Source organism: Photobacterium damselae (assembly GCF_003026815.1).
Classification (GTDB): domain Bacteria; phylum Pseudomonadota; class Gammaproteobacteria; order Enterobacterales; family Vibrionaceae; genus Photobacterium; species Photobacterium damselae.
Genome location: NZ_PYOG01000013.1, coordinates 79,318 through 105,074 on the forward strand (window position 1 = coordinate 79,318; position 25,757 = coordinate 105,074).

General features: G+C 38.6%; 21 protein-coding genes and 1 pseudogene. 10 read left to right on the forward strand and 12 right to left on the reverse strand.

What is annotated here, in order from left to right; genetic code table 11:
• Positions 1 to 70: 70 nt before the first annotated feature.
• From CTN07_RS12895 to CTN07_RS12905, 3 genes are all read left to right on the forward strand, one after another.
• Positions 71 to 682 (forward strand): TetR/AcrR family transcriptional regulator, encoded by a 612-nt coding sequence (locus CTN07_RS12895; protein ID WP_005306079.1) that lies wholly within the window; start codon positions 71 to 73, stop codon positions 680 to 682.
• Between the two features lie 242 nt (positions 683 to 924).
• Positions 925 to 1,296, forward strand: coding sequence for a YgiW/YdeI family stress tolerance OB fold protein (locus CTN07_RS12900; protein ID WP_005306076.1), 372 nt, complete (start codon positions 925 to 927; stop codon positions 1,294 to 1,296).
• 4 nt (positions 1,297 to 1,300) lie between these two features.
• Positions 1,301 to 1,534: a hypothetical protein gene (locus tag CTN07_RS12905; protein ID WP_075985072.1), complete on the forward strand. Its 234-nt coding sequence runs from the start codon at positions 1,301 to 1,303 to the stop codon at positions 1,532 to 1,534.
• Between the two features lie 98 nt (positions 1,535 to 1,632).
• Here the strand turns inward: CTN07_RS12905 and yidA are convergent, their stop codons facing one another.
• Positions 1,633 to 2,445, reverse strand: coding sequence for a sugar-phosphatase (yidA, locus tag CTN07_RS12910; RefSeq protein ID WP_005306073.1), 813 nt, complete (start codon positions 2,443 to 2,445; stop codon positions 1,633 to 1,635).
• Positions 2,446 to 2,798: 353 nt separating this feature from the next.
• Between yidA and CTN07_RS12915 the strand changes: the two genes are divergently transcribed.
• The 3 genes from CTN07_RS12915 to CTN07_RS12925 all read left to right on the forward strand — a co-directional run bounded on the left by CTN07_RS12915 (position 2,799) and on the right by CTN07_RS12925 (position 6,125).
• Positions 2,799 to 3,800 (forward strand): ABC transporter substrate-binding protein, encoded by a 1,002-nt coding sequence (locus CTN07_RS12915; protein ID WP_005306069.1) that lies wholly within the window; start codon positions 2,799 to 2,801, stop codon positions 3,798 to 3,800.
• Positions 3,801 to 3,957: 157 nt separating this feature from the next.
• Complete coding sequence (locus CTN07_RS12920) at positions 3,958 to 4,848, forward strand: ABC transporter permease (RefSeq protein WP_005306067.1); 891 nt, start codon at positions 3,958 to 3,960, stop codon at positions 4,846 to 4,848.
• Positions 4,848 to 6,125 carry a quaternary amine ABC transporter ATP-binding protein gene (locus CTN07_RS12925; RefSeq protein ID WP_005306065.1) on the forward strand — a complete coding sequence of 426 codons (1,278 nt, stop codon included), beginning with the start codon at positions 4,848 to 4,850 and terminating at the stop codon, positions 6,123 to 6,125. The genes CTN07_RS12920 and CTN07_RS12925 overlap by 1 nt, the downstream gene beginning before the upstream one ends.
• 65 nt (positions 6,126 to 6,190) lie before the next feature.
• Here the strand turns inward: CTN07_RS12925 and CTN07_RS12930 are convergent, their stop codons facing one another.
• Positions 6,191 to 7,105, reverse strand: a complete 915-nt coding sequence (locus CTN07_RS12930; protein ID WP_005306063.1) for a LysR family transcriptional regulator — start codon at positions 7,103 to 7,105, stop codon at positions 6,191 to 6,193.
• Between the two features lie 156 nt (positions 7,106 to 7,261).
• On the opposite strand from CTN07_RS12930, the gene CTN07_RS12935 reads away from it, so the two are divergent.
• Positions 7,262 to 8,518, forward strand: a complete 1,257-nt coding sequence (locus tag CTN07_RS12935; protein ID WP_005306060.1) for an adenylosuccinate synthetase — start codon at positions 7,262 to 7,264, stop codon at positions 8,516 to 8,518.
• A 96-nt stretch (positions 8,519 to 8,614) separates the two neighbouring features.
• On the opposite strand, the gene CTN07_RS12940 is transcribed toward CTN07_RS12935, so the two are convergent.
• Entirely contained in the window at positions 8,615 to 9,640 is a 1,026-nt protein-coding gene (locus CTN07_RS12940; protein WP_005306057.1) for an isoaspartyl peptidase/L-asparaginase family protein, read from the reverse strand.
• Positions 9,641 to 9,937: 297 nt separating this feature from the next.
• On the opposite strand from CTN07_RS12940, the gene CTN07_RS12945 reads away from it, so the two are divergent.
• The gene (locus CTN07_RS12945; RefSeq protein WP_005306054.1) at positions 9,938 to 10,915 is read left to right on the forward strand and encodes a nucleoside hydrolase; all 978 of its coding nucleotides are present in this window, start codon (positions 9,938 to 9,940) and stop codon (positions 10,913 to 10,915) included.
• 109 nt (positions 10,916 to 11,024) lie between these two features.
• Here the strand turns inward: CTN07_RS12945 and CTN07_RS12950 are convergent, their stop codons facing one another.
• From CTN07_RS12950 to CTN07_RS23325, 4 genes are all read right to left on the reverse strand, one after another.
• Positions 11,025 to 12,572: a cryptochrome/photolyase family protein gene (locus CTN07_RS12950; RefSeq protein ID WP_036766071.1), complete on the reverse strand. Its 1,548-nt coding sequence runs from the start codon at positions 12,570 to 12,572 to the stop codon at positions 11,025 to 11,027.
• A 398-nt stretch (positions 12,573 to 12,970) separates the two neighbouring features.
• Positions 12,971 to 15,160: an FUSC family protein gene (locus CTN07_RS12955; RefSeq protein WP_005306048.1), complete on the reverse strand. Its 2,190-nt coding sequence runs from the start codon at positions 15,158 to 15,160 to the stop codon at positions 12,971 to 12,973.
• Positions 15,157 to 16,065 carry an HlyD family secretion protein gene (locus tag CTN07_RS12960; RefSeq protein ID WP_005306045.1) on the reverse strand — a complete coding sequence of 303 codons (909 nt, stop codon included), beginning with the start codon at positions 16,063 to 16,065 and terminating at the stop codon, positions 15,157 to 15,159. Before CTN07_RS12960 ends, CTN07_RS12955 begins: the two co-directional genes overlap by 4 nt.
• A gap of 18 nt (positions 16,066 to 16,083) precedes the next feature.
• Positions 16,084 to 16,299 carry a DUF1656 domain-containing protein gene (locus CTN07_RS23325; RefSeq protein WP_080551782.1) on the reverse strand — a complete coding sequence of 72 codons (216 nt, stop codon included), beginning with the start codon at positions 16,297 to 16,299 and terminating at the stop codon, positions 16,084 to 16,086.
• A gap of 165 nt (positions 16,300 to 16,464) precedes the next feature.
• Between CTN07_RS23325 and CTN07_RS12970 the strand changes: the two genes are divergently transcribed.
• Together CTN07_RS12970 and CTN07_RS12975 are read left to right on the forward strand one after the other, a co-directional pair.
• A complete protein-coding gene (locus tag CTN07_RS12970) occupies positions 16,465 to 17,352 on the forward strand; it encodes a LysR family transcriptional regulator (protein ID WP_005306043.1) in 888 nt (295 codons plus the stop codon).
• Positions 17,353 to 17,662: 310 nt separating this feature from the next.
• Positions 17,663 to 18,559, forward strand: coding sequence for a DUF808 domain-containing protein (locus tag CTN07_RS12975; protein ID WP_005306040.1), 897 nt, complete (start codon positions 17,663 to 17,665; stop codon positions 18,557 to 18,559).
• 63 nt (positions 18,560 to 18,622) lie between these two features.
• Here CTN07_RS12975 and CTN07_RS12980 read toward each other — a convergent pair whose 3' ends face one another.
• The 5 genes and pseudogenes from CTN07_RS12980 to CTN07_RS13000 form a co-directional block, all read right to left on the reverse strand.
• Entirely contained in the window at positions 18,623 to 20,596 is a 1,974-nt protein-coding gene (locus CTN07_RS12980; protein WP_005306037.1) for an amidohydrolase, read from the reverse strand.
• Positions 20,597 to 21,106: 510 nt separating this feature from the next.
• The gene (gene tkt / locus CTN07_RS12985) at positions 21,107 to 23,101 is read right to left on the reverse strand and encodes a transketolase (RefSeq protein WP_005306034.1); all 1,995 of its coding nucleotides are present in this window, start codon (positions 23,099 to 23,101) and stop codon (positions 21,107 to 21,109) included.
• A 98-nt stretch (positions 23,102 to 23,199) separates the two neighbouring features.
• Positions 23,200 to 24,150 (reverse strand): transaldolase, encoded by a 951-nt coding sequence (tal, locus tag CTN07_RS12990; RefSeq protein ID WP_005306031.1) that lies wholly within the window; start codon positions 24,148 to 24,150, stop codon positions 23,200 to 23,202.
• A gap of 500 nt (positions 24,151 to 24,650) precedes the next feature.
• The gene (locus CTN07_RS12995) at positions 24,651 to 25,268 is read right to left on the reverse strand and encodes a hypothetical protein (protein ID WP_005306029.1); all 618 of its coding nucleotides are present in this window, start codon (positions 25,266 to 25,268) and stop codon (positions 24,651 to 24,653) included.
• A gap of 199 nt (positions 25,269 to 25,467) precedes the next feature.
• Positions 25,468 to 25,757 (reverse strand): annotated as a pseudogene (locus CTN07_RS13000) (ISNCY family transposase); the annotation flags it as partial.

Here is a 25,757-nt window from a genome sequence, read left to right on the forward strand (position 1 = left end):
GGAAAAGTAAACTAGTTGGTGTACTTGTTAATGCGAAATTGATAGACTTATCGCAATAGAAGGAGAGCAAATGAAAACAAAAATGACACGCTCCGAACAGAAACATCTTGCGATTATTGATGCAGCAAAAGAAGAATTCATTCAGCATGGCTTCTTAGCGGCAAATATGGATAGAATTAGTGCAGCAGCAGAAGTTTCAAAGCGGACATTGTATCGACACTTTGAAAGTAAAGAGGTGTTGTTTGAATCTGTTTTGACCATTATTCAAGATGAAGTGAATCAAGCGATTCAATATCCTTATATTGAGGGAAAAACATTAAAAGAGCAATTAACTGAAATCACCTATAAAGAAGTTGATATTCTCTATAATACTTATGGTATTCCTCTATCTAAAACTATTGTTATGGAGTTTATGCGCCAACCTGAAATGGCTCATAACCTTGTTAAAACGATTTATAGTAATAAGGCGATTACGCAGTGGTTTCATGACGCAATGATGGCTGGAAAATTAAAAGAGACTAACCTAAATTTAATCACTAATATTTATGTTAGTTTGTTTCAAGGGTTGTTATTTTGGCCTCAAGTGATGACATTAGCCCCAAATGCGGAAGGGAAAGAGCTAACTGATAAGGTTGAGACTGTTGTATCAATCTTCTTAGCATCATATTCATTAGAGTCGTAATTTTATGCATGGTATCTTTGTCAGAGTTCTGTAAAAAGATGCCATTTTATTTTTAATTTTCTCATACTTCACGATCTCTTCACATTTATCCTGCCAATATCAACACATCGAAAAAAAAATCTTAATTAACGAATTTGTTCATCTTCAATTAATTTCGTTAGCGTTACTATAACTACAACTTAGAGAGAAGCACTCAACCAGCTTCATGTAATTATAATAAATTATTGCTAGGACATTGGACTATGAAAAAAATTATTTTAGCATCTGCTCTTCTTCTTGCTTCAGGCGCAACTTTTGCTGCAAATCAAGCAGTTCCTGCTCAAGGCGGTTTTGCAGGCCCTGTAGCTGCAAATATTATTAAAACAGTAGATGGTGCACTACAAGCTAATGATGATGCACAAGTCGAACTGACAGGTCATATTGTTAATTCTTTAGGTGATGAAGATTACACTTTTAAAGATAATACTGGTCAAATTGTGATTGAAATCGACCATCACAAATGGAATGGTATCAATGTGACACCAGAAACGAATATTGTAATTACTGGTGAAGTTGATAAAGATTGGTCAACTCGAATTATTGATGTAAATACAGTACGTTTAGCGACGAAATAAAATTATGGATATACAGCATACGCAATATTTATATGAGAGATTGTATCAACATTTCGAAATGACATCGGATGACGAAGTCCGTAGAAAACTTGATGCAGCACTATTTAATAAAAATCGTCAGCGGATAGACAGTAGTATGCTGGCTCGCTTAGCCGATAGCGAACATTTGTTTGAACGAAAATATTATCAACAGTTGGCTTATAACGCGTCGGTACTTGCTCAGCGTTATCAAATTTAACGCATTTAATGAGTAAAAAAGAAAACCCAGAGTATGTAGATATTCTGGGTTTTTATTTATCCGTTTATTTATATTATATTTTATAAATCAAGGGATAATTATTCAGCGTTAAGAATAAATTTCTCAATAACTTGGGCCACGCCACTATTATCGTTAGTATCTGTAATATAGTTAGCAATCGCTTTGGTATCTTCTGACGCATTTTCCATTGCAACGCCTAATCCTGCATATTTGATCATGTGATGATCATTACCTGCATCACCCATGCAAATTACTTCACTTGCATCAATACCAAGATAATCAGCTAATGCTTTAACGCCTGTACCTTTATTACTATTTGGGTTCATGAACTCAAGGAAGAATGGTGCACTCTTTACTATGGTGTAGTCTTTAAAAAATGCTTCGGGAAGTTGCTCATGAGCGGCGCTCAATTTTTCCGGTACATCAATGATCATTACTTTCATGATCTCTTCATCATCTTCTAATGTTTCAAAGTCTTTTAATGTGATGGAGAGTTCATTGATCTTTGCTTCATGATCAGTGTAATAGTTGTGCTCTGGTGTGATAAGGCCTTCAGTTCGAGAAAAAGCATGAACATGTACACCCAGTTCTTTGGCTTTACGGGCAATACGTTTAGCATCAGCTCCCGTTAAAATATTACTGCGTACAACCGCTTGGCTTGCAATGCGTTGTACCAGAGATGCGTTGTAACTCAGTACGAAATCGTCATCACTGGTCATATTTAATTCTTGAAGGGCGGTTTGCATTCCCTCTAATGGACGACCAGATGCCAAAACCACATGAACACCTTTAGCACGAGCTGCGCTAATGGCTTGTTTATTACGTTCAGTAATTTTATGTTCAGAGTTAAGTAGGGTGCCATCCATATCTAAGGCAACAAGTTTATACATCGTTTCATCCCATTAATAAAAATTAGTAAAGATTTTATACCTAAAGTAGCCTCTGATGCGAGTATCTCAGGAGAATCATAGAGTTGAATTAGCCCTGTGTAAGAGAGGGTAAAGTGAAATTTTGATGTAAGTAAAAATGGGGGATCTAAGAGAGTTCTATAGTGTTTATGTTTATTGCTCTAACTAAATTATGTTTTTTTAAGTTCTATGTATCCCGAAATATTTAGGTTTAAATTTTGATTTAGGCTCTATAATTGTTTAGTATACAAAGGATTTTGTATGGATATAAATCAGTAGAAACTCAGAATTGATGACGAGTTTTTATTTAGTTAGATATAAATAGGGACGATACAATGCGTAAAACATTAGCTGTTTTATTACTCTCAAGCCTCGGCTTTTCTCTTCAAGCTCAAGCCAACGAATGCGGCAAAGTAACGATTGCTGATATGAATTGGAACTCAGCCTCATTTCTCGCCAACTTAGATCAATTTGTCCTCAATAATGCATTTGGTTGTAGTGCTGAATTGGTGCCAGGCGATACGATGCCTACAGGTACATCTATGATTGAAAAAGGGGAGCCCGATATAGCGCCAGAATTTTGGAGTAATTCGATGAAAGCTGCGTTAGATCGTGGTGTCGAAGATAAGCGCTTACGTTTAATTGGTGGGCCTTTTGCCGATGGTGGTGTTGAAGGGTTTTGGGTTCCAGCCTATATGGTAGAAAAAGATCCTTCTTTAGCAACTATTGCGGGCATTAAGAAACACGCTAAACTATTTGCTCATCCAGAAGATCAAAGTAAATCAGCATTTTATACTTGTCCATCAGGTTGGAATTGTCAGATTTCTGCGGGTAATATTTTTCGAGCTCTTAAGTTAAAGCAGGCTGGATTTGAATTAGTTGATCCCGGTTCAGGTGCGGGACTTGCAGGTTCTATTGCCAAAGCTTACGAGCGCCAACAACCTTGGTTTGGTTACTATTGGGCACCAACAGCGGTTTTAGGTAAATATAAAATGGTTAAAGTCGATTTCGATTCTGGTACCGATCCTGAATATTTTAAATCGTGTTTAACTCAAGATACGTGTTTAGATCCAAAGCCATCTATGTACCCAACCTCACAAGTTGATACGGTTATTACGGAGTCTTTTGCTAATAAAGCTGGTGATGCTCTCAAGTATTTACAACAGCGAGCACTTACTAATGAGCAAATGAATGAGTTACTTGCTTGGATGGAAGAAAACCAAGCAGATGGTGAAATTGCAATGGAGCATTTCCTCACAGATTATGAATCAACGTGGACGACCTGGTTTACTCCGGCTCAAGCAACAAAGCTTAAACAAGCCCTAAAAAATTTATAATACTTTAAATATACATACCCAGTGTTTTTACTGAATCTCATTTTTTGAGAACGCTGGGTATATTTCTACCTACTGCACAAAATAATGATATGAAGTGAGCTATTTTTGTGCATTCCCCCCTCACTGATTGAACAGTAAATAACTATGGATAGTTTATATGTCTGATTCTTGGCTAACTGAGATTCCACAATTGGATCGTGCTCAGTTACTGGAAATTCGTAAAACGTTAGATGGTGCTTATCGATCTTTCTCTCGGGAATATGGCGATACCATTGAAGGTTTTTTTGATCCTTTACTTTCTTTTTTGGTTTGGTTTGAAAACTTACTACTTGATAGTCCTTGGTGGTTAGTGATTGCAGTCCTAGCCTCCCTTGCTTATGTGGCCAGTCGCTCTTGGAAATTAACCTTGGGTGTGATTGTCTCATTTGTGCTTATTGGTGTATTTGGGATGTGGGATAACACCATGAGAACAATGAGTATTATTTTAGTGTCGACACTGGTTGCTATTGGAGTGGGTATTCCTATTGGTATTGCGATGGCTCGCTCTGATCGGGTGCAAAATGGTGTGACACCAATGCTTGATGTGATGCAAACCATGCCCGCTTTTGTCTATTTAATTCCGGTAGTGATGTTGTTAGGTATTGGTAAGATCCCAGGTGTTATTGCTGTTGTTATTTATGCTATTCCACCTGTTATTCGTCTAACCAATTTAGGTATTCGTTTGGTTGATAAAGAAGTTCTGGAAGCGGCTACCGCGTATGGAGCGAGTCCTATGCAGCGGCTATTTGGTGTCCAACTTCCTCTTGCAATGCCTAATATTATGGCGGGAATAAACCAAACTATCATGATGGCCCTTGCTATGGTGGTTATCGCCTCAATGATTGGAGTTAAAGGCTTAGGGCAGCCTGTTCTTAAGTCCATTACAAACCAGTACTTTACGTTAGGATTGCTTAATGGTTTGGCGATTGTGGCATTGGCAATTATTTTCGATCGCATTTCACAAAGTTATGCTAAACGTACTCAACAACATCTGGGAGGATCTCATTAATGTCTTATTCAGCCGCCCAGCCAACCCAGGCACCTTTAATTCGAGTGAAAAAGCTCTATAAAGTTTTTGGCCCTAAAGCTAAGCAAGTACTTACTCAAGTTAAAGCCGGGGAAAGTAAAGACGATATTCTTGCTCAAACGGGTCATACCGTTGGATTAAGTGATATTAACTTAGATATTTATTCTGGTGAAATCTTTGTTGTAATGGGGTTGTCTGGTTCTGGAAAATCCACATTGATTCGTCATTTTAATCGCTTAATTGAACCCACAGAAGGCGTAATTGAAGTTGATGGCACCGATGTTTTATCTCTAAAAGAGAAAGATCTGCAACATTTTCGACGTCATAAAATGTCGATGGTTTTTCAACGCTTTGGCCTTATGCCGCATAAAACAGTTCTTGAAAATGTCTCTTATGGTTTACAAGTTCAAGGTGTTAACAAAGAAACGCGAATCACCAAAGCGCAAGAGTGGTTAACAACTGTTGGTTTAGATGGCTATGAGAATCAATACCCAGCAAGCCTATCAGGGGGACAGCAACAGAGAGTGGGATTAGCCCGTGCTCTCTGTACTGATGCTGAGATACTTTTAATGGATGAAGCCTTCTCCGCTCTTGATCCACTTATTCGTAGTGAAATGCAAGATCAGTTAATTGAACTACAAGAAAAGTTGCATAAGACTATTGTTTTTATTACCCACGACTTAGATGAAGCGCTTCGACTTGGAGACAGAATTGCGATACTCCGTGATGGTGTATTGGTTCAACAAGGTAAGCCTGTTGATATTCTCTTAAATCCAGCTGATGACTATGTTGAAGCTTTTGTTAAAGACGTTAATCGTGCAAGAGCTTTAACCGTTGAAACTGTTATGAAACCCCAGATTGTTCGTATTTCGGCCCAAACGATTGGCGATGCGGTTAATCAAATGCGGCAAGTTAAAGAAGATTATGGTTATTACGTAACGGATGAAGGGTATCAAGGTGTTATCACGCAAGAAAGTTTAGATGAAATTAGTGAGTCACAATACCATCAAGCTATTCCAGACTCATTAGTTGAGAGTGTCCCTGCTGTGACGACTGATGCTTTACTTGAATCGGTTATTCCTGAGACTTTAGATAGTGATCATCCACTGCCTGTTATTGATGAGCTAGGGGAAGTTAAAGGTCGATTATCGCGTTCTACGTTGGCAGAAATATTGAGCGATCAGACTGACAGTAATAAAGCGGAGGTAGCTCAAAATGAGACAATAAAAAAGTCTCAAACTGAAACCAAAGCTGCTTAATATAAGAAAATGCCATACTCAATGAGTGCGATCCCAAAAGTTTGAGTATGGCTTTTATATTTCTGTTATTGAGATTTTTGGATCTCTTGGTCTACCCAGCCAAGCAGTTGTTTGATCGCTCGTGATAGCACCTGATTTTGACGAACAATATAGCCTAAGCTGGTGGTTGGAAAATCGGGTAGCGGGGTTATTTTTGTCTTTAAATCGAGTTTGGAATGAACCGAAAAGGCCGGAATGATAGCAACACCAAAGCCCGCTTCAGCCCAGTCTATTTGTGCATCTACGCTACCTACTTCCATGATGCGATACTTGGGTAAGTTCAAGCTTGGTAGCGCTAAATCGATTAAATCCCTTGTACGAGTATCGTGACCCAATAAAATTAATGTGGGCTCATCAGCGGTTAAAATTTCCTCTTCAACCGACATTGTTATTATTTCCGTATTTTCAGCGAGCGCCTGCCATTGCTGGAGTCCATTTCCTAACGCACACCATTTCACTTGTCGTAATTCTGTAAAATGTAGCGGTTGGCTCTCTTTTTGCGCAATAACAAATCCTAAATCGGCTTTTGCACTTTTTACCAGCTCAGCCGCTTGTGATGAGGTGGTATTAAATAATGAAAGATCAATGCCTGGAAACTCTTTGCGAAATGATTGAAAAGGGCCAATAAGAAGCAGGCGTGAAATAATATCACTGGCTGCAATAGATAAGGTTCCTTGATTTAACTCATTGATAGCATTGAGATCAGCCTGACAGATTTGCAGTTCCATTAATGCATTCTCAGCGCTGGCTAATAGTCTTTCTCCCGCTTGAGTAAGGCGAAAAGGATTTCTCTCAATTAACTTTACTCTTGTCACTTGTTCTAGCTGTTTAATTTGCAGGCTTACATTAGGTTGGGTCATATGAAGCGCGATCGCTGTTTTCCCAAAATGTTCATATTTTGCCAAAGTAACAAAAGTATTTAGCCAATTAAGATCTAACATCTATTGCTCTCTCATTGGATATATTTCAAATCAGTATGCCGATAAATTAAACTTTACGCTCATATGGAATCCTTATCAAGATTATAAAGATTATTAATTTTTCTTATTCTTATGGTAGGCATACGATAGCTTCATCGCTTTTAAGGAGAGTTAATCATGTCGTCTATTGTTGTTGTTGGTGCAAACTGGGGTGATGAAGGTAAAGGTCGTATCGTAGACTTTTTGGCTGAAAATGCTTCAGCAAGCGTTCGTTTCCAAGGTGGTAATAACGCAGGTCATACTGTTGTTAATGATTTTGGTACATTTAAATTGCACCAACTACCAAGTGGCGTGTTTAACCCTGACTGTATTGCAGTGCTAGGCCCTGGCATGGTAATCAGCCCTGAGTTACTTTCTCAAGAAATTGCTGAAGTTAAGCAATCTGGTGTCGAAATTAAACTTTGCATCTCAGATCGCGCAACTTTCTGTCTTCCACTCCACGCTTTAGAAGACACTCTAGAAGAAGCTCGCTTGGCAGATCGTGCTTACGGTTCTACTCGCCAGGGCATTGCACCTGCATACGGTGACCGTGTAATGAAAAAAGGCATTCTAGTGGGATGGTTAAAACAACCTGAAGTACTAGAAGAGCGTATTCAGTTTTGGTTAGATTGGAAACTACCTCAGCTTAAAGCGCTATATCCAAGCTTTGAATTTACCCAGACTGCGGCAGAAATGACGCAATGGTTATTGGATGTGTCTGCACCATGGCGTGATGCTATTTGCAACGTTACGGTTCCACTTAAAGAGATTCAAGCAAAAGATGGCAACTTACTGTTTGAAGCTCAATTAGGTGCAGGTCGTGACCTTGTGTATGGTGAATACCCTTGGACAACATCATCGAATGTAACTTCTGCATATGCAGGTCTAGGTGGTGGTTTACCTGCTCTACGTCCAGAGCGTGTTGTTGCTGTCGCAAAAGCATTCAGTTCATCTGTAGGTACTGGCACACTGATTACCGCGATGGAAGAGCAAGATGCCTTCCGTGAAAAAGCTAACGAATTCGGTGCAACAACAGGTCGTCCTCGTGATATGGGTTACTTTGATGCTGTGGCGACTCGTAATGGTGTTGAACTTCAAGCCGCTACCGAGGTGGCATTAACGAAGATTGACTGCTTAACCGGTCTTAAAGATCTTAAAATCTGTGTTGCATACGATGGTAATCACAGCGAAAACCCAATTTGGCCACAAACCGCGTCTCTAGCACCTGTTTATGAGCAGATGGAAAGTTGGGAAGAAGATATTACAGGTTGTCGTACATTTGAGAGCCTACCAAAAGCAGCACAGCAATATGTGCTACGAATTGAAGAACTCATGGGTGTGCCGGTATCAATGATTTCGGTAGGCCCAGAGCGTGAACAAATGATCCTTCGATAGTTGTTCACATCGGTTGTTTGAGACACAACCATTATGGGAATGGCACAAGGCCAGGGCAGGAAGCTCTGGCCTTTTGTCGTTTTATGTAGAAGTTTTTTAATTCTTATAAATAGCTACATGGGGAATACCGTCATTGCTAATGGTGCCTCGATACATACCAGCAGAGTTAAATTCCATTGTGTAATTACCTTGCTTATCAAGTACAATTACACCTCCAGATCCATCAATAGATTTCACATCATCTAATGCATTTTTTGCTGCCTCTTGTAATGAGACGCCCTTATATTTAACTTGTGATGCAATGTTGTAAGCTGTAAGGGTACGAATAAATTTTTCACCCGAACCTGTTGCAGATACAGCTACAGTTTCATTATCTGCATAATTACCTGCACCAATAAGTGGTGAGTCACCAACACGGCCGTAACGTTTATTTGTCATTCCCCCGGTTGATGTGCCTGCGGCAAGATTACCTTCTTTATCTAATGCAACAGCGCCGACGGTGCCATACTTGTAGTCATACATCATTGGATCGACAAAAAGTGCTGCAGTTTTACCATCATGATCCAGCACTACTTGTTCTTTTTCGATGGCTTTTTGCAATTGTTGCCAGCGAAAATCAGTTTTGAAATAAGACGGATCGACTGTTTGAATGCCATTTTCGGCTGCAAATTTTTCAGCACCTTTTGATACCATTAATACATGTGGACTCTTAGTCATCACAATATGTGCAGCATTGATGGGATTTTTAATATTTGTTACACCAGCAACGGCTCCTGCCATTAAGGTTTTACCATCCATGATCGAAGCATCAAGTTCATTTTTACCGTCATGGGTAAATACAGCGCCTTTACCTGCATTAAATAGTGGAGAATCTTCCATTACATTGATTGAAGCCATGACCGCATCAAGACTGGATCCTCCCTTGTTTAAAACGGCATAACCTGCTTGAAGAGCTTCTGACAATTTTTGTTGATATTGTTGCTCTTTTTCTGGGGTAATAGTCTCTTTTGTAATAGTGCCAGCACCACCATGAATCACTAAACGGATTGGCGATTCTTCTGCAAATGAAGATAGTGAGAACGTAGCGCTTAAAATAGCAATAGATAATGTTTTTAGTTTCATATTGTTGTCATCCTTTACTTGTTTACTGAACACTACCATGCTTTTAATTAACTATTTATTCTAACTTTACTTAAAATTCTAGTATTTAACAGAAGATCTCACCACATTGAAACGTATTGGAAACGTTTAACTATTTCTATGTGGTTCTCAGCATTTTTTTATCACTTGTTATGCGTGTTGTATCTTATTTGGGGGGTATCGAGGTTGTGTTTTATAACAAGAAATAGGATATATCACAGTTATCTTAATTAAAATTTTATACTCTTTATTTTTGTTTTAATAATGACTGTGATTCTTATGACGAAGAAAATCATTTTAGATACCGATCCTGGCATTGATGATGCTATGGCTATTTTGTTTGCTGAGGCTCATCCAGATATTGATTTAATGGCCATTACGACTGTGTTTGGTAACGCGACTATTGAGAATGGCACTCATAATGCGTTATATCTTAAACAGCGATTTCAAATGAAAGCAGATATCGCAAAAGGTGCTCGACAGCCTCTTATGAGACCACCTGTTGGTCCTACTGAAATTGTGCATGGTAAAACGGGGTTGGGTGATTTCCATGCTCCTGAATTAATAGATAAAGCGATTGATCTTCGTCCCGCCTACCAATATATAATTGAGTCGATTCGAGCTAATCCTCAAGAGATTACTTTAGTTGCTGTTGGCCCTTTAACTAACCTTGCTATGGCCATTCAGGCTGCTCCCGATATTGCCAGTTTAGTGAAAGAGGTTGTTATTATGGGTGGTGCTTTTGGGGTTAATGATCATAGAGGTAATGTTACCCCCTACGCAGAAGCGAATATTCATGATGATCCTCACGCAGCCGACATTGTATTTTCTGCATCATGGCCAGTAAAAATTATTGGATTAGACGTGACAGAAGAGAGCTTTTTCTCCGGCCAATATTTAGATCAACTTCGAGATCATGCGGGCTCTGTAGGGCAATTTATTTGGGATATCAGTCGTTATTACTTGAGGTTTTACTCAAATAAAGTTGGTTTAGATGGCTGTCATGTTCATGATCCATCTGCAATTGCCTATGTTATTAATCCTGATTTATTTTCATTTCGTTCTGGTGCGGTTCGGGTGGTATGCGAAGGGCCGGCAGAGGGTATGACTATCCAAAAATTTGATGATAAGTTTTATCCGATTGATGAATGGTCAATACGTCCATCACAGCAGGTTGGTGTTGATGTTGATGAAAAGCAATTATTAGCTCTTTACCAGCAGACTATCGTTAACTATTCATATCAATTTGAACAATAAAGAATGTCGTACTTCAGGGCTGAATTTAGCCGCTAAGTATTTATGATGTTTGTAGGCAGTCTTTAATTTTTTAGTATTTTTCGTTTAGCTTGATTATAAAGACTGCTTATTATAAATGTTCTAGATTTGCCAAATAATACTGTGCTGTATCTAAAATAGCTTGTTTCTGCTTATCGTCCATATTATCCCAAGTTCTTAATATCATTCTGGTTCTTGGGTTTTTGGCTAATAATAAGTCATGCTTGTTCATAAAATGCCAATAGAGACTGTTTAAAGGGCAAGAGTTTTCCCCATGGCGAAGTTTGATGTCATATTTACAGTGCTTACAATAATCACTCATTTTGTTGATATATGATCCGCTAGCGCAATAAGGTTTAGTACCAACTATGCCACCATCTGCAAATAGAGCCATTCCGCGAGTATTAGGGAGTTCAACCCATTCAATCGCGTCGATATAGATCCCTAAATACCAATTGTCAACTTCGCTAGGATCAATTTCTGCTAATAAACAAAAATTTCCTGTTACCATTAATCGTTGGATATGATGAGCATAAGCAAAGGAAAGAGATTGTTGGATAGCCTCCCGTTGACACAGCATTTTTGTATCGCCATTCCAGAAGAATTGAGGTAAAGGTCGTGATGAATTTAATGCATTCTTATCTTTATATTTAGGCATGTTTACCCAATAAATAGCCCTAATATATTCTCGCCAGCCTAATATTTGACGAATAAACCCCTCTATTTGTGCGATATCAATGTTATTATTTTTTTGTTCAAAATGACTGATAGCGATATTCATGACTTCCAAAGGAGAGAGCAATTTGCAATTTAGACAGAAAGATAGACGACTATGGTATAGAGACCATTTAGTAGATGGAGATGTATGAGTCATTGCATCTTGAAATTGGCCAAAAAAGGGTAAGCAAACATGACAAAAATGGTTCAGAAGTGTGAGTGCTTGCTGCCGATTAATTGGCCATAATAATACACTTTGTTCATCTCCTATTGTTTTTATTCGATGTCGGTTAAGTCGTTGTACAATTTCAGATACATCGTTATTAAAACACAGAGGTTGGGGAAGATTTTTAATATCAATGGATTTAAGTTTTTCTCTATTATTCTTATCAAAATTCCATTTCATTCCTATCGGTTTATCTACTTCCATTAATATATTAAAACGTTTACGCATTCTCCTATAAAAGTGTTCCATAACAGTATGTTTATCTGCAGTAAATTGTTCGTTTATTTCTTGGCGACTTAAAAGAAAGTGTTCATTATCAACACATGCGATTGAGCAAGGAAAAGAATAGGCTTTTATCTGGTTATCAAGACGATATTCATCCGGTTCCTGATATTCGAATTTTTCAGCCTTAGTTTCTTTTATATAAACTTCAATAAGTTGACCTAGGTTTTCATATTGTTCTGTTTCATCTAATGTTAAATATAGAACGTGATGACCTTGTTGTGTTAGTTCTTGTGCGAACGCTTTCATTGCAGCAAAAAATGCGCATACCTTTTGAATATGGTGCACGACATAATCAGTTTCTTGTTTTATTTCAATAAGTAAATATAGAGTAGAGTGGTCTATATTACGAAACCATGAGTGATGGATATTAAGCTGATCACCTAAAATTAACCTTATAGTTTTATATTCCATCATCACTATACCTTTAAGTTATATATTTTTAGATTAAATACTAATAGATAGGTTTTAATTATTATAGTGTTAAAAATGTAAGTAATACTTTTTTGTGATTGCCATTTTATTGACGTTTTATTGTGCATGATATAGTCAAAAGAGGGATGCTGTAGTATGCTATATGTTATAGATTAGTAAACAAGGAGTAGTTGCTATGAAATGTCAACAATGTGGGTCTTTAGATGTCAGACGGTTACGACGTAGTATTTTAGAGCGTGTATATATCCGTAGAATTTTTGTTTGCAATGAATGCAGTTATATTCAAAAAGAGCACAAGTATATAAGAGATTAATAGATGAGTTCTTTTCTAAAATAAAAAGTCACCACGCTCGGTGACTTTTATAATAAATAGATTTTTATAAAGAAAAAGGGGATAATTTTAGTTGATAGAGTTGCTGGGTGGATATTTGCGTACTGACCTCTTTAAGAGATTGAATAAAAAGTAATAAAGAAGTAATTAACTGATAGTTCTTGTTGATTTCATCTACTGTAAAAACAGCATTTAATGCTGATAAGCTTTCGTTATGCCTATAGCTAATTAAATATTCCTGTAGAGCGCTTAATGTAGCGGTATGAGTTGTTGAAATTTTTTCATGGATCATACTGGTACGCATAATATTTGCCAGCTCAGTTAAACTCTCGACAATTAATCGATTAATTCCTTCACTATATTGTTTCTCTCTCCAGTTATTATAATTATCCTCAAATGATCGATAATGAAAACATGCTCGATAAGCAAGATTAAGTACATTTTCTACTTTATCTTTATCTAGATCATTATAGGTAGACCAATTTATCTTGGTACTTGCCATTTCAGCTAAAGAAACAGCTTGTACAGGCGTTGATAACTCTAGCGAGATCAGGCTATGTGTTTTTTTTCTTAGTAACTTGTTTATTTTAAAGTACAAACGGATTCGAAATTGAGTTAGTTGACGTAAAAAAACAAACTCTGGTTGACTTGAAAAAATGCCGTTATAAATCCAAAAAATGATAAGTAGTGCGATGGATAATAAGGTTATTGTTAATAGAGATGTCTCGATATTGTAACTCGGGGTTAATTGAATCGCGCTCGTTGTCATAAGCATTAAGGTTTGACAACCAAGTAAACGATGAAAAATCTGTTGAGGTTGATTGAAGTAAAACCAAAGGCTGAAGACATTAATAAAATAGAACAGACCAAGCTGCCAAAGGTGACTCAAATGCGGCAAGATAAATGTATATTGGAGGAGAGCTAAGGCTGCCCAACAAATCATGTGAAGCAATATATAGCGTGGGCTTACAAATGGAAGAGATAGAGCAACACTACCGAAGATTAAGCTTAGCATTACGATCATCGCACCGCCTTGCATGGGTACATAGACCCACAAAGCAACGCTTACCCAAAAGATGATCAAGATTTTAAGCACATTAATCAGACGCTCAGAATCAAAAGTTAACGTTAACACTGATGATTTGGTTGGTTTTTTGGGGTGAGCTTTTGACGGTTTATCATTTATTATTGCTTGAATAAGGTTTTGATACATCTGCTCTTGAAGCGTATCCATTTTCAGTAAATTTTCAGCCAACATTCTTAGTGCCCCATGTTGAGAATTGCGGTTATCTAGTAACGATTCAAGGGTCAATGTATAGCTTGATTTTGCTGTAGTGTTGTTAAGATACTGGCGAAGATCATCCATTGTCGAGTGTGGATGTTCTACTGTATATTCCAGTAAGGTAATGGAGTTGCTATATCGGGTTTTAAGTTGAGTTAGGATCTCAATAAGATCTTCTTTTTGCTCTTGGGTAAATGGAGTATTAATTAAATTGATAGCTTCAGATAGATGACCACTTAAAAGGATCCATTGATTTTGCTGCTCCCGAATGCTATCCCAAATAGTAAATTCACTACTAACTTGATAACTATCACTTTTTGCTGCTTGTAGTAAATCGTCTATACGGGCTAAATATTTTAAACCATCCCCCCAAGAAACATTTTTACTGAGCGTATTATTCGCTTGGAGGCTGCAGATCGCCTGTTCTATCTTATCTTGCTTTGTTTCAGCATTATTTTTTAACGTGTTAAGCAGCGTTATTCGACTTGATGCTGGGCTAAAGATACTAAAAACGAAGCTAAAACACAGTACGCCTAAAATAGTTTCTTGTAATCGCAGGGCGGCAATTGTAAATGTTTGCTCTGACGTCATTTTTCCCATCACAATAATGACACAAGAAACCATTAACCCCATGGTCCATGCATAACCATTTTTGGGATTACTCTGCTGATAAATACAGATAGCGATGATGATCGAATAAACAACTAAAAAAGCAAGTGGCTGTTGACCAAGCAAACTTACCAAAATAAAGGCAATGACTACCCCTGCACAGGTTCCCAATAGTCGAAGGCGACCTTTTTTGAGGGAATGGCCATTCGTTTCGGTTGCAGCCATTACAATCACAGCAAAGGCAGCCCAGTACGGTTTATTCCAACCAAACGCCAGAGCGATAACAATAGCCAGAGTGAGTGCAGAGGCAACTTTTAATGGCATGATCCAGCGTTTAGATATCATATTACCTCCTCAATCCGCTGCAATAGGGCGTTTTGAGCCAAATGTTTTTTATGAATCACAATTGATGCTGACGAACCAATACGAAATTGAATATCTTGCGGAACATGATCTAAGCGAATACGTACAGGAATACGTTGTGCAAGACGAATCCATTGAAATGTTGGATTAACGTTCGGTAAGAGAGAATTTCCAGTACTACCATCTTTATGGGCGATACCATAACCTATGCTCTCGACATTGCCCGATAATGGTTGATCGCCATAAGCCATTAACGTAACTGTCGCTTTATCGCCTGTAGTGACATCGCTGATATCCGTTTCTTTAAAGAATCCGTCAATCCAGAAACTGTGTTTATCAATCAGAGCAACAACAGGCTGATTGGCCACAACTTGACTACCAACATTTAAGTTTAAGTTTGTGATATACCCATCGACAGGGGCTGTAACTTTAGTGAAGCTTAAATCTAATTTGCTTTGATCATAAAGAGCTTTTGCAGCTTCTACGCCTGCTTTGGCTGCTGTTACGGTATTTTTTTGTTGAACTAAGGTGATTTTTGATATGGCTCCTGGTTGGCGTAGAGCCAGTTGACGACCTCGGCTCGCTTCATCTTTAGCTCGTTGCAACTGCGCTTTAGCTTGGTCTAAGTTACCTTTGGCTTTTTCTAGAGCTGTTTTGTATGTTCTCGGATCTATAGTAAAGAGAACCTGGCCTGCCTTAACTTCACTATTATCTTTAATATTAAGGTGGATTATAGGACCTGTAACACGAGGGGTAATTTGAACAATTTGAGCTCGGACCAAACCATCTCGAGTCCAAGGGTTCATCAAATATTGTTGATATTTCCAACCTATGGTCATGAGAGCAATAATCACAAAGCAACTAGTAATAAGTAAACGTTTGAACATGGATCTTCTCTATTATTATTATGATGGAAAGATAAAGGTACTGATTAATACGGTGTAAATGACGGCTATCGATAACTCGACTAAGGGAGGGCTTGATACGTATTTGTACCATTTGATTGTATTGAATATTCGAACAGTAATAGAAGTACAAATGATCGCGACAAATCCTGAAATTAGTAGAGGTGGAAAGTAAATTTCTCCGATAGCAATCTCTTTAGGGATGAGATCTAACATAGTTACGATTCGCTATCTAAATGTTGATATTTATGATTTCTAGAATATTAATAGTGATAATAGTCACATTTATTTGCGAGATAAATATACACCTATGGAATACAATAGAAACTATGAGTTTCGAATAGAGGCTATTATCTGAACTTTTTGATAGGAATAGAGTAGGTGGATCGGTTAAGTAGCATTGAAATTTTTGTTAGGGCTGTTGAGTTAGGATCATTTGCTGTCGTTGCGGAAGAACGTGGTATTAGTGCGCAAATGGTTGGCAAGCATATTAGAGGGTTAGAAAGCTCTCTTGGTACTAAGTTGTTAGCAAAATCAACTCGTTATCAAGCATTAACCGCTGCTGGAGAACAATTTCATCTTCGATGTTTGAATATCTTATCGGAGATGAATGCTGCTCAAGAAGACATATACCGGAATATTAATGAACCAATAGGTAAACTAAAGCTATGCTGTGGGGTAAATTTAGGGATTAGTCTTATAGCGCCATTATTGGGTCAGTTTATTCAGCAGTATCCCAAGTTAGAAATTGAACTGATATTGGATAACAATCCACCTGACATTCAACGAGATGGATTCGATGTTATTTTTCATGATCGGGTTGAAGGATATGAGTTCTTGGTTGGACATCAGATCTGTAGTTATGACATGGTTGCTTGTGCTAGTCCTGAGTATTTACATAAGTATGGCATACCAAAGCATCCTAAAGAACTAGAGCATCATCAATGCTTGAAACACAGTACAACATATCATGCACATCGCTGGTGTTTTAAAGGGCCTGATGGCGAATATTTCTTACCTAGAATTTCCTCTCGCTTTATGATCAATAGTGGTCAAGCGATGCTTGCTGCGGCGAAAGAAGGGGCGGGGATTACTATCCAACCTCGATTCCAAGTACAAAATGATCTGAACTCAGGATCTTTAACTCATATTCTTCCTAGCTATACATTGCCTGAAATCGAGTTATTTATGCTTTATAAACCATCACTGCGTAATACATCACGATTAATATTACTCAATGATTTTTTTATGAAAAGTATGTATAAGTAATTGATTTTATGGGTTTTTAAAGTGGTTTTGTGCAAGGTGAAAAATTTGAATTAGAAAAACATAGTTTTATAAATGGCGTATAACAACAATGTTTTTTATAATGACTAAAAATAGTCATATTTCTGACGGCTAAATTGTTGTCTATTTTAATACTGACAACAATACTTACGCATAATGTGATGTGCTAAGTTAATAGATAGGTTGATACCCAAATGATGCCATAAGAGGAGATATTTTCTCTCATTGATGTTGTTTGGGTATAATTATTATAAGCGTATTTAAGTAAGCAATTACTTGAAAGGAGTTTTCAGTGGCCGGTGCCTCCCTTCTTACTTTATTAGATGATATTGCAACTGTTTTAGATGATGTTGCGTTAATGACCAAGGTTGCAGCTCGTAAGACAGCTGGAGTTTTGGGTGATGATTTAGCTCTTAATGCTCAACAAGTCTCTGGTGTTCGTGCTGAGCGTGAAATCCCTGTTGTTTGGGGAGTAGCGAAGGGATCATTTCGAAATAAGTTAATCCTTGTTCCTGCTGCGATATTAATCAGTGTTATTGCTCCTTGGCTTATTTCTCCAATGTTGCTTCTTGGTGGCTTATTTCTTTGTTTTGAAGGTGCCGAGAAAATTTTAGAGAAATTCTTTCACCACGAAGAGCATAATGAAGAAGCAAAAGTTGAACCTGAAATTGTTGATATAGAACAGTTTGAGAAAGAAAAAATTAAAGGTGCAGTACGAACTGACTTTATCCTCTCCGCTGAAATCATTGTGATAGCGCTAGGTACTGTACAAGACCACCCTCTGATGACTCAAATTCTAGTTGTTAGCTTGATCGCTATCGTGATGACAGCTGGGGTATATAGTTTAGTTGCGGGTATCGTAAAACTAGATGATGCAGGTCTTTATCTGGTAAATCATAGCGAAAAAGAAACATTAAAACATCGTATTGGTGGTGCTTTGGTAAGTGTCGCACCGTACTTAATGAAAGCGCTTGCCGTGATCGGTACTATCGCAATGTTTTTGGTTGGTGGCGGTATTGTAGTTCATAGCATTCCGCAATCACATGACATTATTCATCATCTAACTGAAACAGTCAGTTTCCCAGGGGCTGCATCTATTTTACCTGCCGCGATTAATGGTGTGATCGGTATTATTGCTGGTCTTGTTGTACTTGCTGTTGTGACGTTGGTGAAAAAAATCAAAGGCTGATACTGCTTTCTGATTTTCAATATAATAACGCCCGTAACCTCTTGGCTACGGGCGTTTTATTTATTATAGAGTATTCATCTGCTCTTGCCATAAGCTAACAACAGCGTAGCCGAGTGGATTATCATGACTACATGCACTAGTGTGTGTATGTTGTTGATGTTTACTGCTACGTACGCTCTCCATGACCACTTTATAACTTTGATCTGGGGTTAGTTTATGCATATCAACGAAATCACCACTTACGTTTGCCTGTGGTACTGATTTCTGTTCAAGTTTGATTGGTTGAATACGACCTTCTAGTACGGTACCCCAAATCTTAATATCTTTAATTTTTGCAGGATCAATCGTTAATGGGTTTTCATCAAGAATAGTAAAGTTAGCCAATTTACCTGGTTCAATACTGCCAACCTGATTTTCCAACTGAAGAGAATATGCCGCATCAATGGTAACGGCTTTTAGTGCTTGTTCTGCACTTATTCGTTGTTCAGGACCTGCAACTCGACCTGAGAATGTTGTACGGTTGACTGCACTCCACATCAGATATAGAGGTTGAGCCGGGGCCATTGGCATATCTGAGTGTAGGGAAATAGAGATTCCTTCCTTGGCAACATCACCTAAACGAACCATCTCATTAGAGCGTTCAGGGCCAACACCGGCTTCACTGTATTTGTCAGCCAGTGCCACTGTGTAGTATGGGTTTGCACTGACAATTGCGCCGAGTTCTTTTAGTTCTTTAACCTGCTCTGGGGTTGAGAAGCCAAAGTGAACAATGGTTGTTCGGTGATCTTTACGCGGATTGCGCTTCATATTTTCTTTGAGCGATTTGAGAACCATATCCAGTCCTTTATCGCCATTTTGGTGAATATGAATTTGGTAACCCGCATCCCAATATTGAGTAAAAGCTTGGGCGAAAATTTCTGGTTCGATCATCCATTCGCCTTCGTGGCCATCAAGATAGCCATCTTTCATCTGCATTAGCTGACTAAAAATAGCACCATCAGCAAATAGCTTCACTTGTTTAGGAAGGAATGCCGTATTGCCTTCACCCCATGACAGCATCTCTTCAGTTGCACCGATCATATTGTCATTTAGGTGTTCAAGAGCCATCGTTTTTCCATCTGGAATGAAGTAAAAACGAAATGGTGTTTGTGCGTCACTAAGCACTGCGTTTTGAGCTTCTTGTAGCTGTTTTGATACTAGACCACCAGGTTCAGCTGAGGTCGTGATGCCATTTGCATGCAGATACTGTTCAGTAAACTCTAAGCCATCTTTTAAGCGTTTAGGAGTCGCAATGGCTGGGGCTATTTTAGGCAATAAAACAAACATGCCTTGCTCCCAGAAATGCCCTTCAGGTAAATTTATCTGTTCTTGGGCACTTTTACTTTGTTTTGCGATGTAGTCTGCAGTTATCCCATACTTTTTGAGCGCTGCGGTATTTAAAATAAATTCGTGAGCTGAGCGATGCCAAACAATAATAGGACGCTTATTATTGATCTTATCTAAATCATCTTTGGTCAGTTTGCCATGGAAGTAATGGTGAAAACCCCAAGTGAGTAGTAGTTCATTAGGGTCGGTCAGTTTTTTATCAGCATCAGCAAGGCGCTTTAAGTAATCCTCTCGATTGCTAACAGCTTTAACTGTACCTGTTGGTAATACCCAGTCTTCCATTGAGATGATTTCTGCTGTCATCGTCAGAGAAGAAAGTAGTGGGTGAAGATGCTGATCAATTAAGCCAGGAACAATGATTTTATCTTGAAATTGGTTATTAATAGTAACGTTCTTATCACCAACTTTAGATTTTACCTCTTCTAGAGAACCGACAGCGACTATCTTATGGTTAACAACTGCAACAGCCTGTGCGTTTTGTTTATTACCATCCATGGTAACGATATCTTTGGCAGTATAAATCGTTGTTTCTGGATTAAGAGCAGTAGCGCTAATAACATCTTGTAGCGAAGAGCCTTGAGCAAAAGCTCCTGTTGAAACAAATGATAGAGCTACGGCTAGAGAGGTTTTTTTTACTTTCATTAAGTTCATTTAAATCAACCATCTGACTTTAATTATGTAATCATGAGGATAGACAATTAAAAGCAATATTGACCAATTAAAAGTTTTGAATTGCGAGCAATACGTAATTGTTGTGTTTTATCTTAATTTAATTGTTTTTATTTATAGCTATATTGCTTAGCAACTATCTGAAATTTTATGAAAAAAAAAGCCTATCTATAAGGATAGGCGTACGGAAGAAGAAATAAACTTCTTAAGGGCATACTGGATGTGAATACCAATATGTTTTTATAATATGATGTACTGTATTTATCTTTCAAGATGAGAGATTAAATTTTGCGAGTCATCGTTTATTTTTTTGTAAACTGAAGCAATAACAAAATTGTTGTTTGGAGGGATGCAGCTAAGTTGTTTTGAGCTGTTTGATTATGGTAGTTGCGTGGTTGTATGAGGCGGGGCATAAAAAAACCGAGCTAACTTTTCCTTAACAAGGTAAAAGGGCTCGGTTTTTATTAGCTATGGGTAATTACTATACGCGAATTAAGCCAATAGTTCTTTTGCGGTCTCAACCACGTTCTCTACGGTAAAGCCAAATAGCTTAAATAGTTGATCCGCTGGTGCTGATTCACCAAATGAGGTCATACCGATAATACGACCATCAAAACCAACGTATTTGTACCAGAAGTCAGCAATACCAGCTTCAATTGCAACACGAGCAGTCACATCTGATGGTAGAACAGATTCGCGGTAAACCGCATCTTGCTTATCAAATACATCGGTTGCTGGCATAGAAACAACGCGTACTTTACGGCCTTCAGCAGTAAGTAGAGCATAAGCCTCTGTTGCTAGTTCAACTTCAGAACCTGTTGCAATCAGAATTAACTCTGGCTTGCCATCACAATCTTTAAGTACATAACCGCCTTTTGTGATGTCTGCTAATTGCTGAGCATCACGCTCTTGTTGAGCTAGGTTTTGACGAGAGAAGATAAGTGATGTTGGACCATCTTTACGTTCAATAGCAAATTTCCAAGCAACAGCTGATTCAACTTGGTCACATGGGCGCCATGTGCTCATGTTTGGTGTTAGACGAAGAGAGGCAACTTGTTCAACAGGTTGGTGTGTTGGACCATCTTCACCCAAACCGATAGAGTCGTGTGTGTAAACTTGGATATTTTGCACTTTCATTAGTGCAGCCATGCGCATTGCGTTACGTGCGTATTCCATGAACATTAGGAATGTTGCACCGTATGGTACAAAACCACCGTGTAGAGCAATACCGTTAATGATAGCAGTCATACCAAATTCACGAACACCGTAGTGAATGTAGTTACCAGATGTATCATCAGCGGTTAAAGACTTAGAACCAGACCACATGGTTAGGTTTGATGGTGCAAGGTCAGCAGAACCGCCCATAAATTCAGGTAGTAGTTTACCGAATGCTTCTAGTGCGTTTTGTGATGCTTTACGAGAAGCGATATTCGCTGGATTTGCTTGAAGGTCAGCGATAATGGCTGATGATGCTTCTTCCCAGTTAGCTGGTAGTTCACCATTTACACGGCGCTTAAATTCAGCTGCTAATTCTGGGTATTGTGCAGCGTATGCAGCAAATTTTTCATCCCAAGCTGTTTCTTTAGCTGTACCTGCTGCTTTAGCATCCCATTCTGCATATACGTCTGTTGGGATCTCAAATGCACCGTAGTTCCAACCAAGGAATTCACGAGCCGCTTTGATTTCTTCTGCACCAAGTGGAGCACCGTGACAGTCGTGAGAACCTGATTTATTTGGCGAACCAAAGCCGATAATAGTCTTACAACAAATTAGTGTTGGGCGAGTTGTATCTGCTTTTGCTTCTTCGATAGCTGCGTTGATCGCTGCCGCATCGTGACCGTCTACAGAACGGATAACTTGCCAGCCGTATGCTTCGAAACGCTTAGGTGTATCATCAGAGAACCAACCTTCAACATGACCATCGATAGAAATACCGTTGTCATCCCAGAACGCGATTAATTTGCCTAGACCTAAAGTACCAGCAAGTGAACACGCTTCGTGAGAGATACCTTCCATCATACAACCATCACCCATAAATGCATAAGTATGGTGGTCTACAATGTCATGGCCTTCACGGTTAAATTGAGCTGCTAGCGCTTTTTCTGCTAAAGCCATACCAACAGCGTTAGTGATACCTTGACCTAGAGGACCTGTTGTTGTTTCAACGCCTGGTGCATAGCCGTATTCTGGGTGGCCAGGCGTTTTTGAATGAAGTTGACGGAAGTTCTTTAGATCGTCGATAGATAGGTCGTAACCAGTTAGGTGCAATAGCGAGTAGATCAACATTGAACCATGGCCGTTTGACAGAACAAAACGGTCGCGATCTGCCCAGTTAGGGTTTTGTGGGTTGTGGTTCATGTGGCTACGCCATAAAACTTCAGCGATATCAGCCATACCCATTGGTGCACCTGGGTGACCAGAGTTTGCTTGTTGAACACCATCCATGCTTAGAGCACGAATTGCATTGGCAAGATGTTTACGATCCATAATAAATCTCGTGTTTTCTAAATTGAATAAATTGGTTTGATGAAAAGATTGGGTATCAAACTAATGAATGATACCCAAAATCTCTTTTTATCTAAATCTTATAGTTTCTCTGCGATCATTGTTTCAAGTTTACCTTGGTCAATCGCAAAGTTACGAATACCTTCAGCTAGTTTCTCAACAGCCATTGCATCTTGGTTGTGTTCCCATAGGAACTCAGAGTGGGTCATTGCAGCTGGACGAGCTTTAACTTCAGTTGCTGGAAGAAGTTTTTGCTCAACAACACCTGTTGCATCTTCAAGATCTTGAAGAAGTTGAGGGCTAATAGTTAGACGGTCACAGCCTGCTAGCTCAAGAATTTCACCTGTGTTACGGAAGCTTGCACCCATAACGACAGTGTTGTAACCATGTTCTTTGTAGTAGTTGTAGATATTAGTTACAGAGATAACACCTGGATCTTCTTGAGGTGCAAAATCACGGCCTTCTTTAGCCTTGTACCAGTCCATGATACGACCAACAAATGGTGAGATTAGGAATACACCAGCTTCCGCACATGCACGAGCTTGAGCAAAAGAGAAAAGAAGCGTTAAGTTACAGTTGATGCCTTCTTTTTCAAGAACTTCAGCTGCACGAATACCTTCCCAAGTAGACGCCAGTTTAATTAGGATACGATCGTTGCTGATACCAGCATCATTGTACATTTTGATTAATTTGCGTGCTTTAGCAATACTACCTTCAGTATCAAATGATAGACGAGCATCAACTTCAGTAGAAATACGACCAGGAACGACTGTTAGGATTTCTTTACCGATATTTACCGCTAGCATGTCACAAGCATCTTGAACTTGCTGAGTTTTGTCAGAGCTTTGTGCTTTTGCATACTCAATAGCTTGATCAATTAATGGTGCATATTGTTCGATTTGAGCAGCTTTTAGAATAAGAGATGGGTTGGTTGTTGCATCTTCTGGCTGGTATTTAGCAATTGCTTCAATTTCACCTGTATCAGCTACAACTGTTGTTAGGGCGCGAAGTTGTTCTAGTTTAGTGCTCATAGCTATCGACCTTCTACGTTGGTAGTGCTTTTAATGCTAAGTGTTATTTCTATTTGCTTAGCGATTAAAGGCCAAATAATTAACTGGATGTTAACAGCAATAATTCAATCATCAAACAAACGACTTGAACATATGGTTTGCTGTAGAACATTTGATGCATTGATAATTCATTTTTATGTGATACTTGTCAACGATATTAGAGGTTAAATTTCGTTTAGATCTCATTTTTACTTATTTTTATGACCTTGATAGCCAAATCTCGTAGTTTAATGCGTACGACATATGATTTAATAAATGTATCTAGATTGAGCATATGATCATGGTTGTGATCTTTTGTTCGTATTGAGTAGCAATGATATTGAGTAAGATGACTTATTTTTATCTGCTCTGAGTGAAATTTGTTCGACACCCAAGTGATTTCAAAATACAAAATTCACTTGGGTATAAATGTAGAACAGATAATCACGAGAAACCAATTAGGAGTATTCCCAATTGATTGATTAGCTGAGAAGTTGCTCTAAGGTCAGAGGTGCTGAAGTTAGACCAATCTTTTGAGCGGGAGTTAAACCACTTCGATCTTGTCGACATAAATTATGCCAAGCACGATAAATATCGAGCAAAGGCATCAATCCGCCAGGTCTTAGTTTGCGTCGTGGTTCATTGACTAACTGTGAAAATTGATCATGAAAACGACTTTGGTATTCACTGATTGCACGATGAGAAGCAATTTCAAGCCAGCGTTTTTCATTGTCTTTTTCACCGCCCAGATGGCTAATACCTTTGCTTGTTTCATTATGTCGCGTAAAGGCCCAGCGATCTCTCCACCATCCTAATAATACGATATCAATACGTTCACTTACCTCTTGATCAAGCCAATCGGCATCTTCAACTACATACAAAGGATGGAAGCTTTTATCTTTTACTCGCTCAAGAAAAACGGAAATACATGCCGATCTTAATAACGTTTCTTGCGGCATAAAGAGAGATAGCTGTTCGTTGTTCTCTTTTAATTGCTGAGCTAAGTGCAAGTAATGGGCATACGCTGTGTATTGGGGTCTGATGAGACACCCTTTTGTTGGGTAGTTGATTTTCGCTTGATTTGTGAGCGGATCTTCCATATTTGTTCGAGATAATATTTTGCGATACGTTGCATCAACTCTTGCCAGTAAGCCGTTAGTCTCAGGCTGTGGTGCTTCTACTAATCTTAATGGTTGTGGTGTTTATCCCAATTTAAAATGTCCTTTTTCTTTCCCAGATTAAAATGTCTCTTTTTAAAGTAGCTCATCTTGCTCAGAAACTGGTTATAGAGTAGGGAAGTCACGGCTTTTTTCTGGTACTGGGTTTAAATTGTTCAGGGTGAACTAAGACAGGATTGATGGCTTCAAGTTGCCGAATGGCTCGTTGTTGAGCTGTTCGTTTCGGGGCTTTTTTACTACGACTGCGTGTTTGTTGTTGCTCAAATTCTTGCTGTTTTTCCTGAGCAAATTTCAAAACGGCACCTAAACGTTTATTATCGACTATCTGGCCTTGGTCAATATCAGCCAGTTTATCGAACACTTTGAACGTGAGTTTTCGCTGGCCGTATTGGATAGCAATGGTCCCATCTG

Coding starts and splice junctions, on each gene's coding strand:
- CTN07_RS12925 (WP_005306065.1), top strand. CDS start 4,848: ATGTCTTATTCAGCCGCCCAGCCAACCCAGGCACCTTTAATTCGAGTG.
- CTN07_RS12895 (WP_005306079.1), top strand. CDS start 71: ATGAAAACAAAAATGACACGCTCCGAACAGAAACATCTTGCGATTATT.
- CTN07_RS12940 (WP_005306057.1), bottom strand. CDS start 9,640: ATGAAACTAAAAACATTATCTATTGCTATTTTAAGCGCTACGTTCTCA.
- tal (WP_005306031.1), bottom strand. CDS start 24,150: ATGAGCACTAAACTAGAACAACTTCGCGCCCTAACAACAGTTGTAGCT.
- CTN07_RS12960 (WP_005306045.1), bottom strand. CDS start 16,065: ATGTTCAAACGTTTACTTATTACTAGTTGCTTTGTGATTATTGCTCTC.
- CTN07_RS12980 (WP_005306037.1), bottom strand. CDS start 20,596: ATGAACTTAATGAAAGTAAAAAAAACCTCTCTAGCCGTAGCTCTATCA.
- CTN07_RS12955 (WP_005306048.1), bottom strand. CDS start 15,160: ATGATATCTAAACGCTGGATCATGCCATTAAAAGTTGCCTCTGCACTC.
- CTN07_RS12950 (WP_036766071.1), bottom strand. CDS start 12,572: ATGGAATATAAAACTATAAGGTTAATTTTAGGTGATCAGCTTAATATC.
- CTN07_RS23325 (WP_080551782.1), bottom strand. CDS start 16,299: ATGTTAGATCTCATCCCTAAAGAGATTGCTATCGGAGAAATTTACTTT.
- CTN07_RS12945 (WP_005306054.1), top strand. CDS start 9,938: ATGACGAAGAAAATCATTTTAGATACCGATCCTGGCATTGATGATGCT.
- CTN07_RS12930 (WP_005306063.1), bottom strand. CDS start 7,105: ATGTTAGATCTTAATTGGCTAAATACTTTTGTTACTTTGGCAAAATAT.
- CTN07_RS12920 (WP_005306067.1), top strand. CDS start 3,958: ATGTCTGATTCTTGGCTAACTGAGATTCCACAATTGGATCGTGCTCAG.
- CTN07_RS12935 (WP_005306060.1), top strand. CDS start 7,262: ATGTCGTCTATTGTTGTTGTTGGTGCAAACTGGGGTGATGAAGGTAAA.
- CTN07_RS12900 (WP_005306076.1), top strand. CDS start 925: ATGAAAAAAATTATTTTAGCATCTGCTCTTCTTCTTGCTTCAGGCGCA.
- CTN07_RS12915 (WP_005306069.1), top strand. CDS start 2,799: ATGCGTAAAACATTAGCTGTTTTATTACTCTCAAGCCTCGGCTTTTCT.
- CTN07_RS12905 (WP_075985072.1), top strand. CDS start 1,301: ATGGATATACAGCATACGCAATATTTATATGAGAGATTGTATCAACAT.
- yidA (WP_005306073.1), bottom strand. CDS start 2,445: ATGTATAAACTTGTTGCCTTAGATATGGATGGCACCCTACTTAACTCT.
- CTN07_RS12995 (WP_005306029.1), bottom strand. CDS start 25,268: ATGGAAGATCCGCTCACAAATCAAGCGAAAATCAACTACCCAACAAAA.
- tkt (WP_005306034.1), bottom strand. CDS start 23,101: ATGGATCGTAAACATCTTGCCAATGCAATTCGTGCTCTAAGCATGGAT.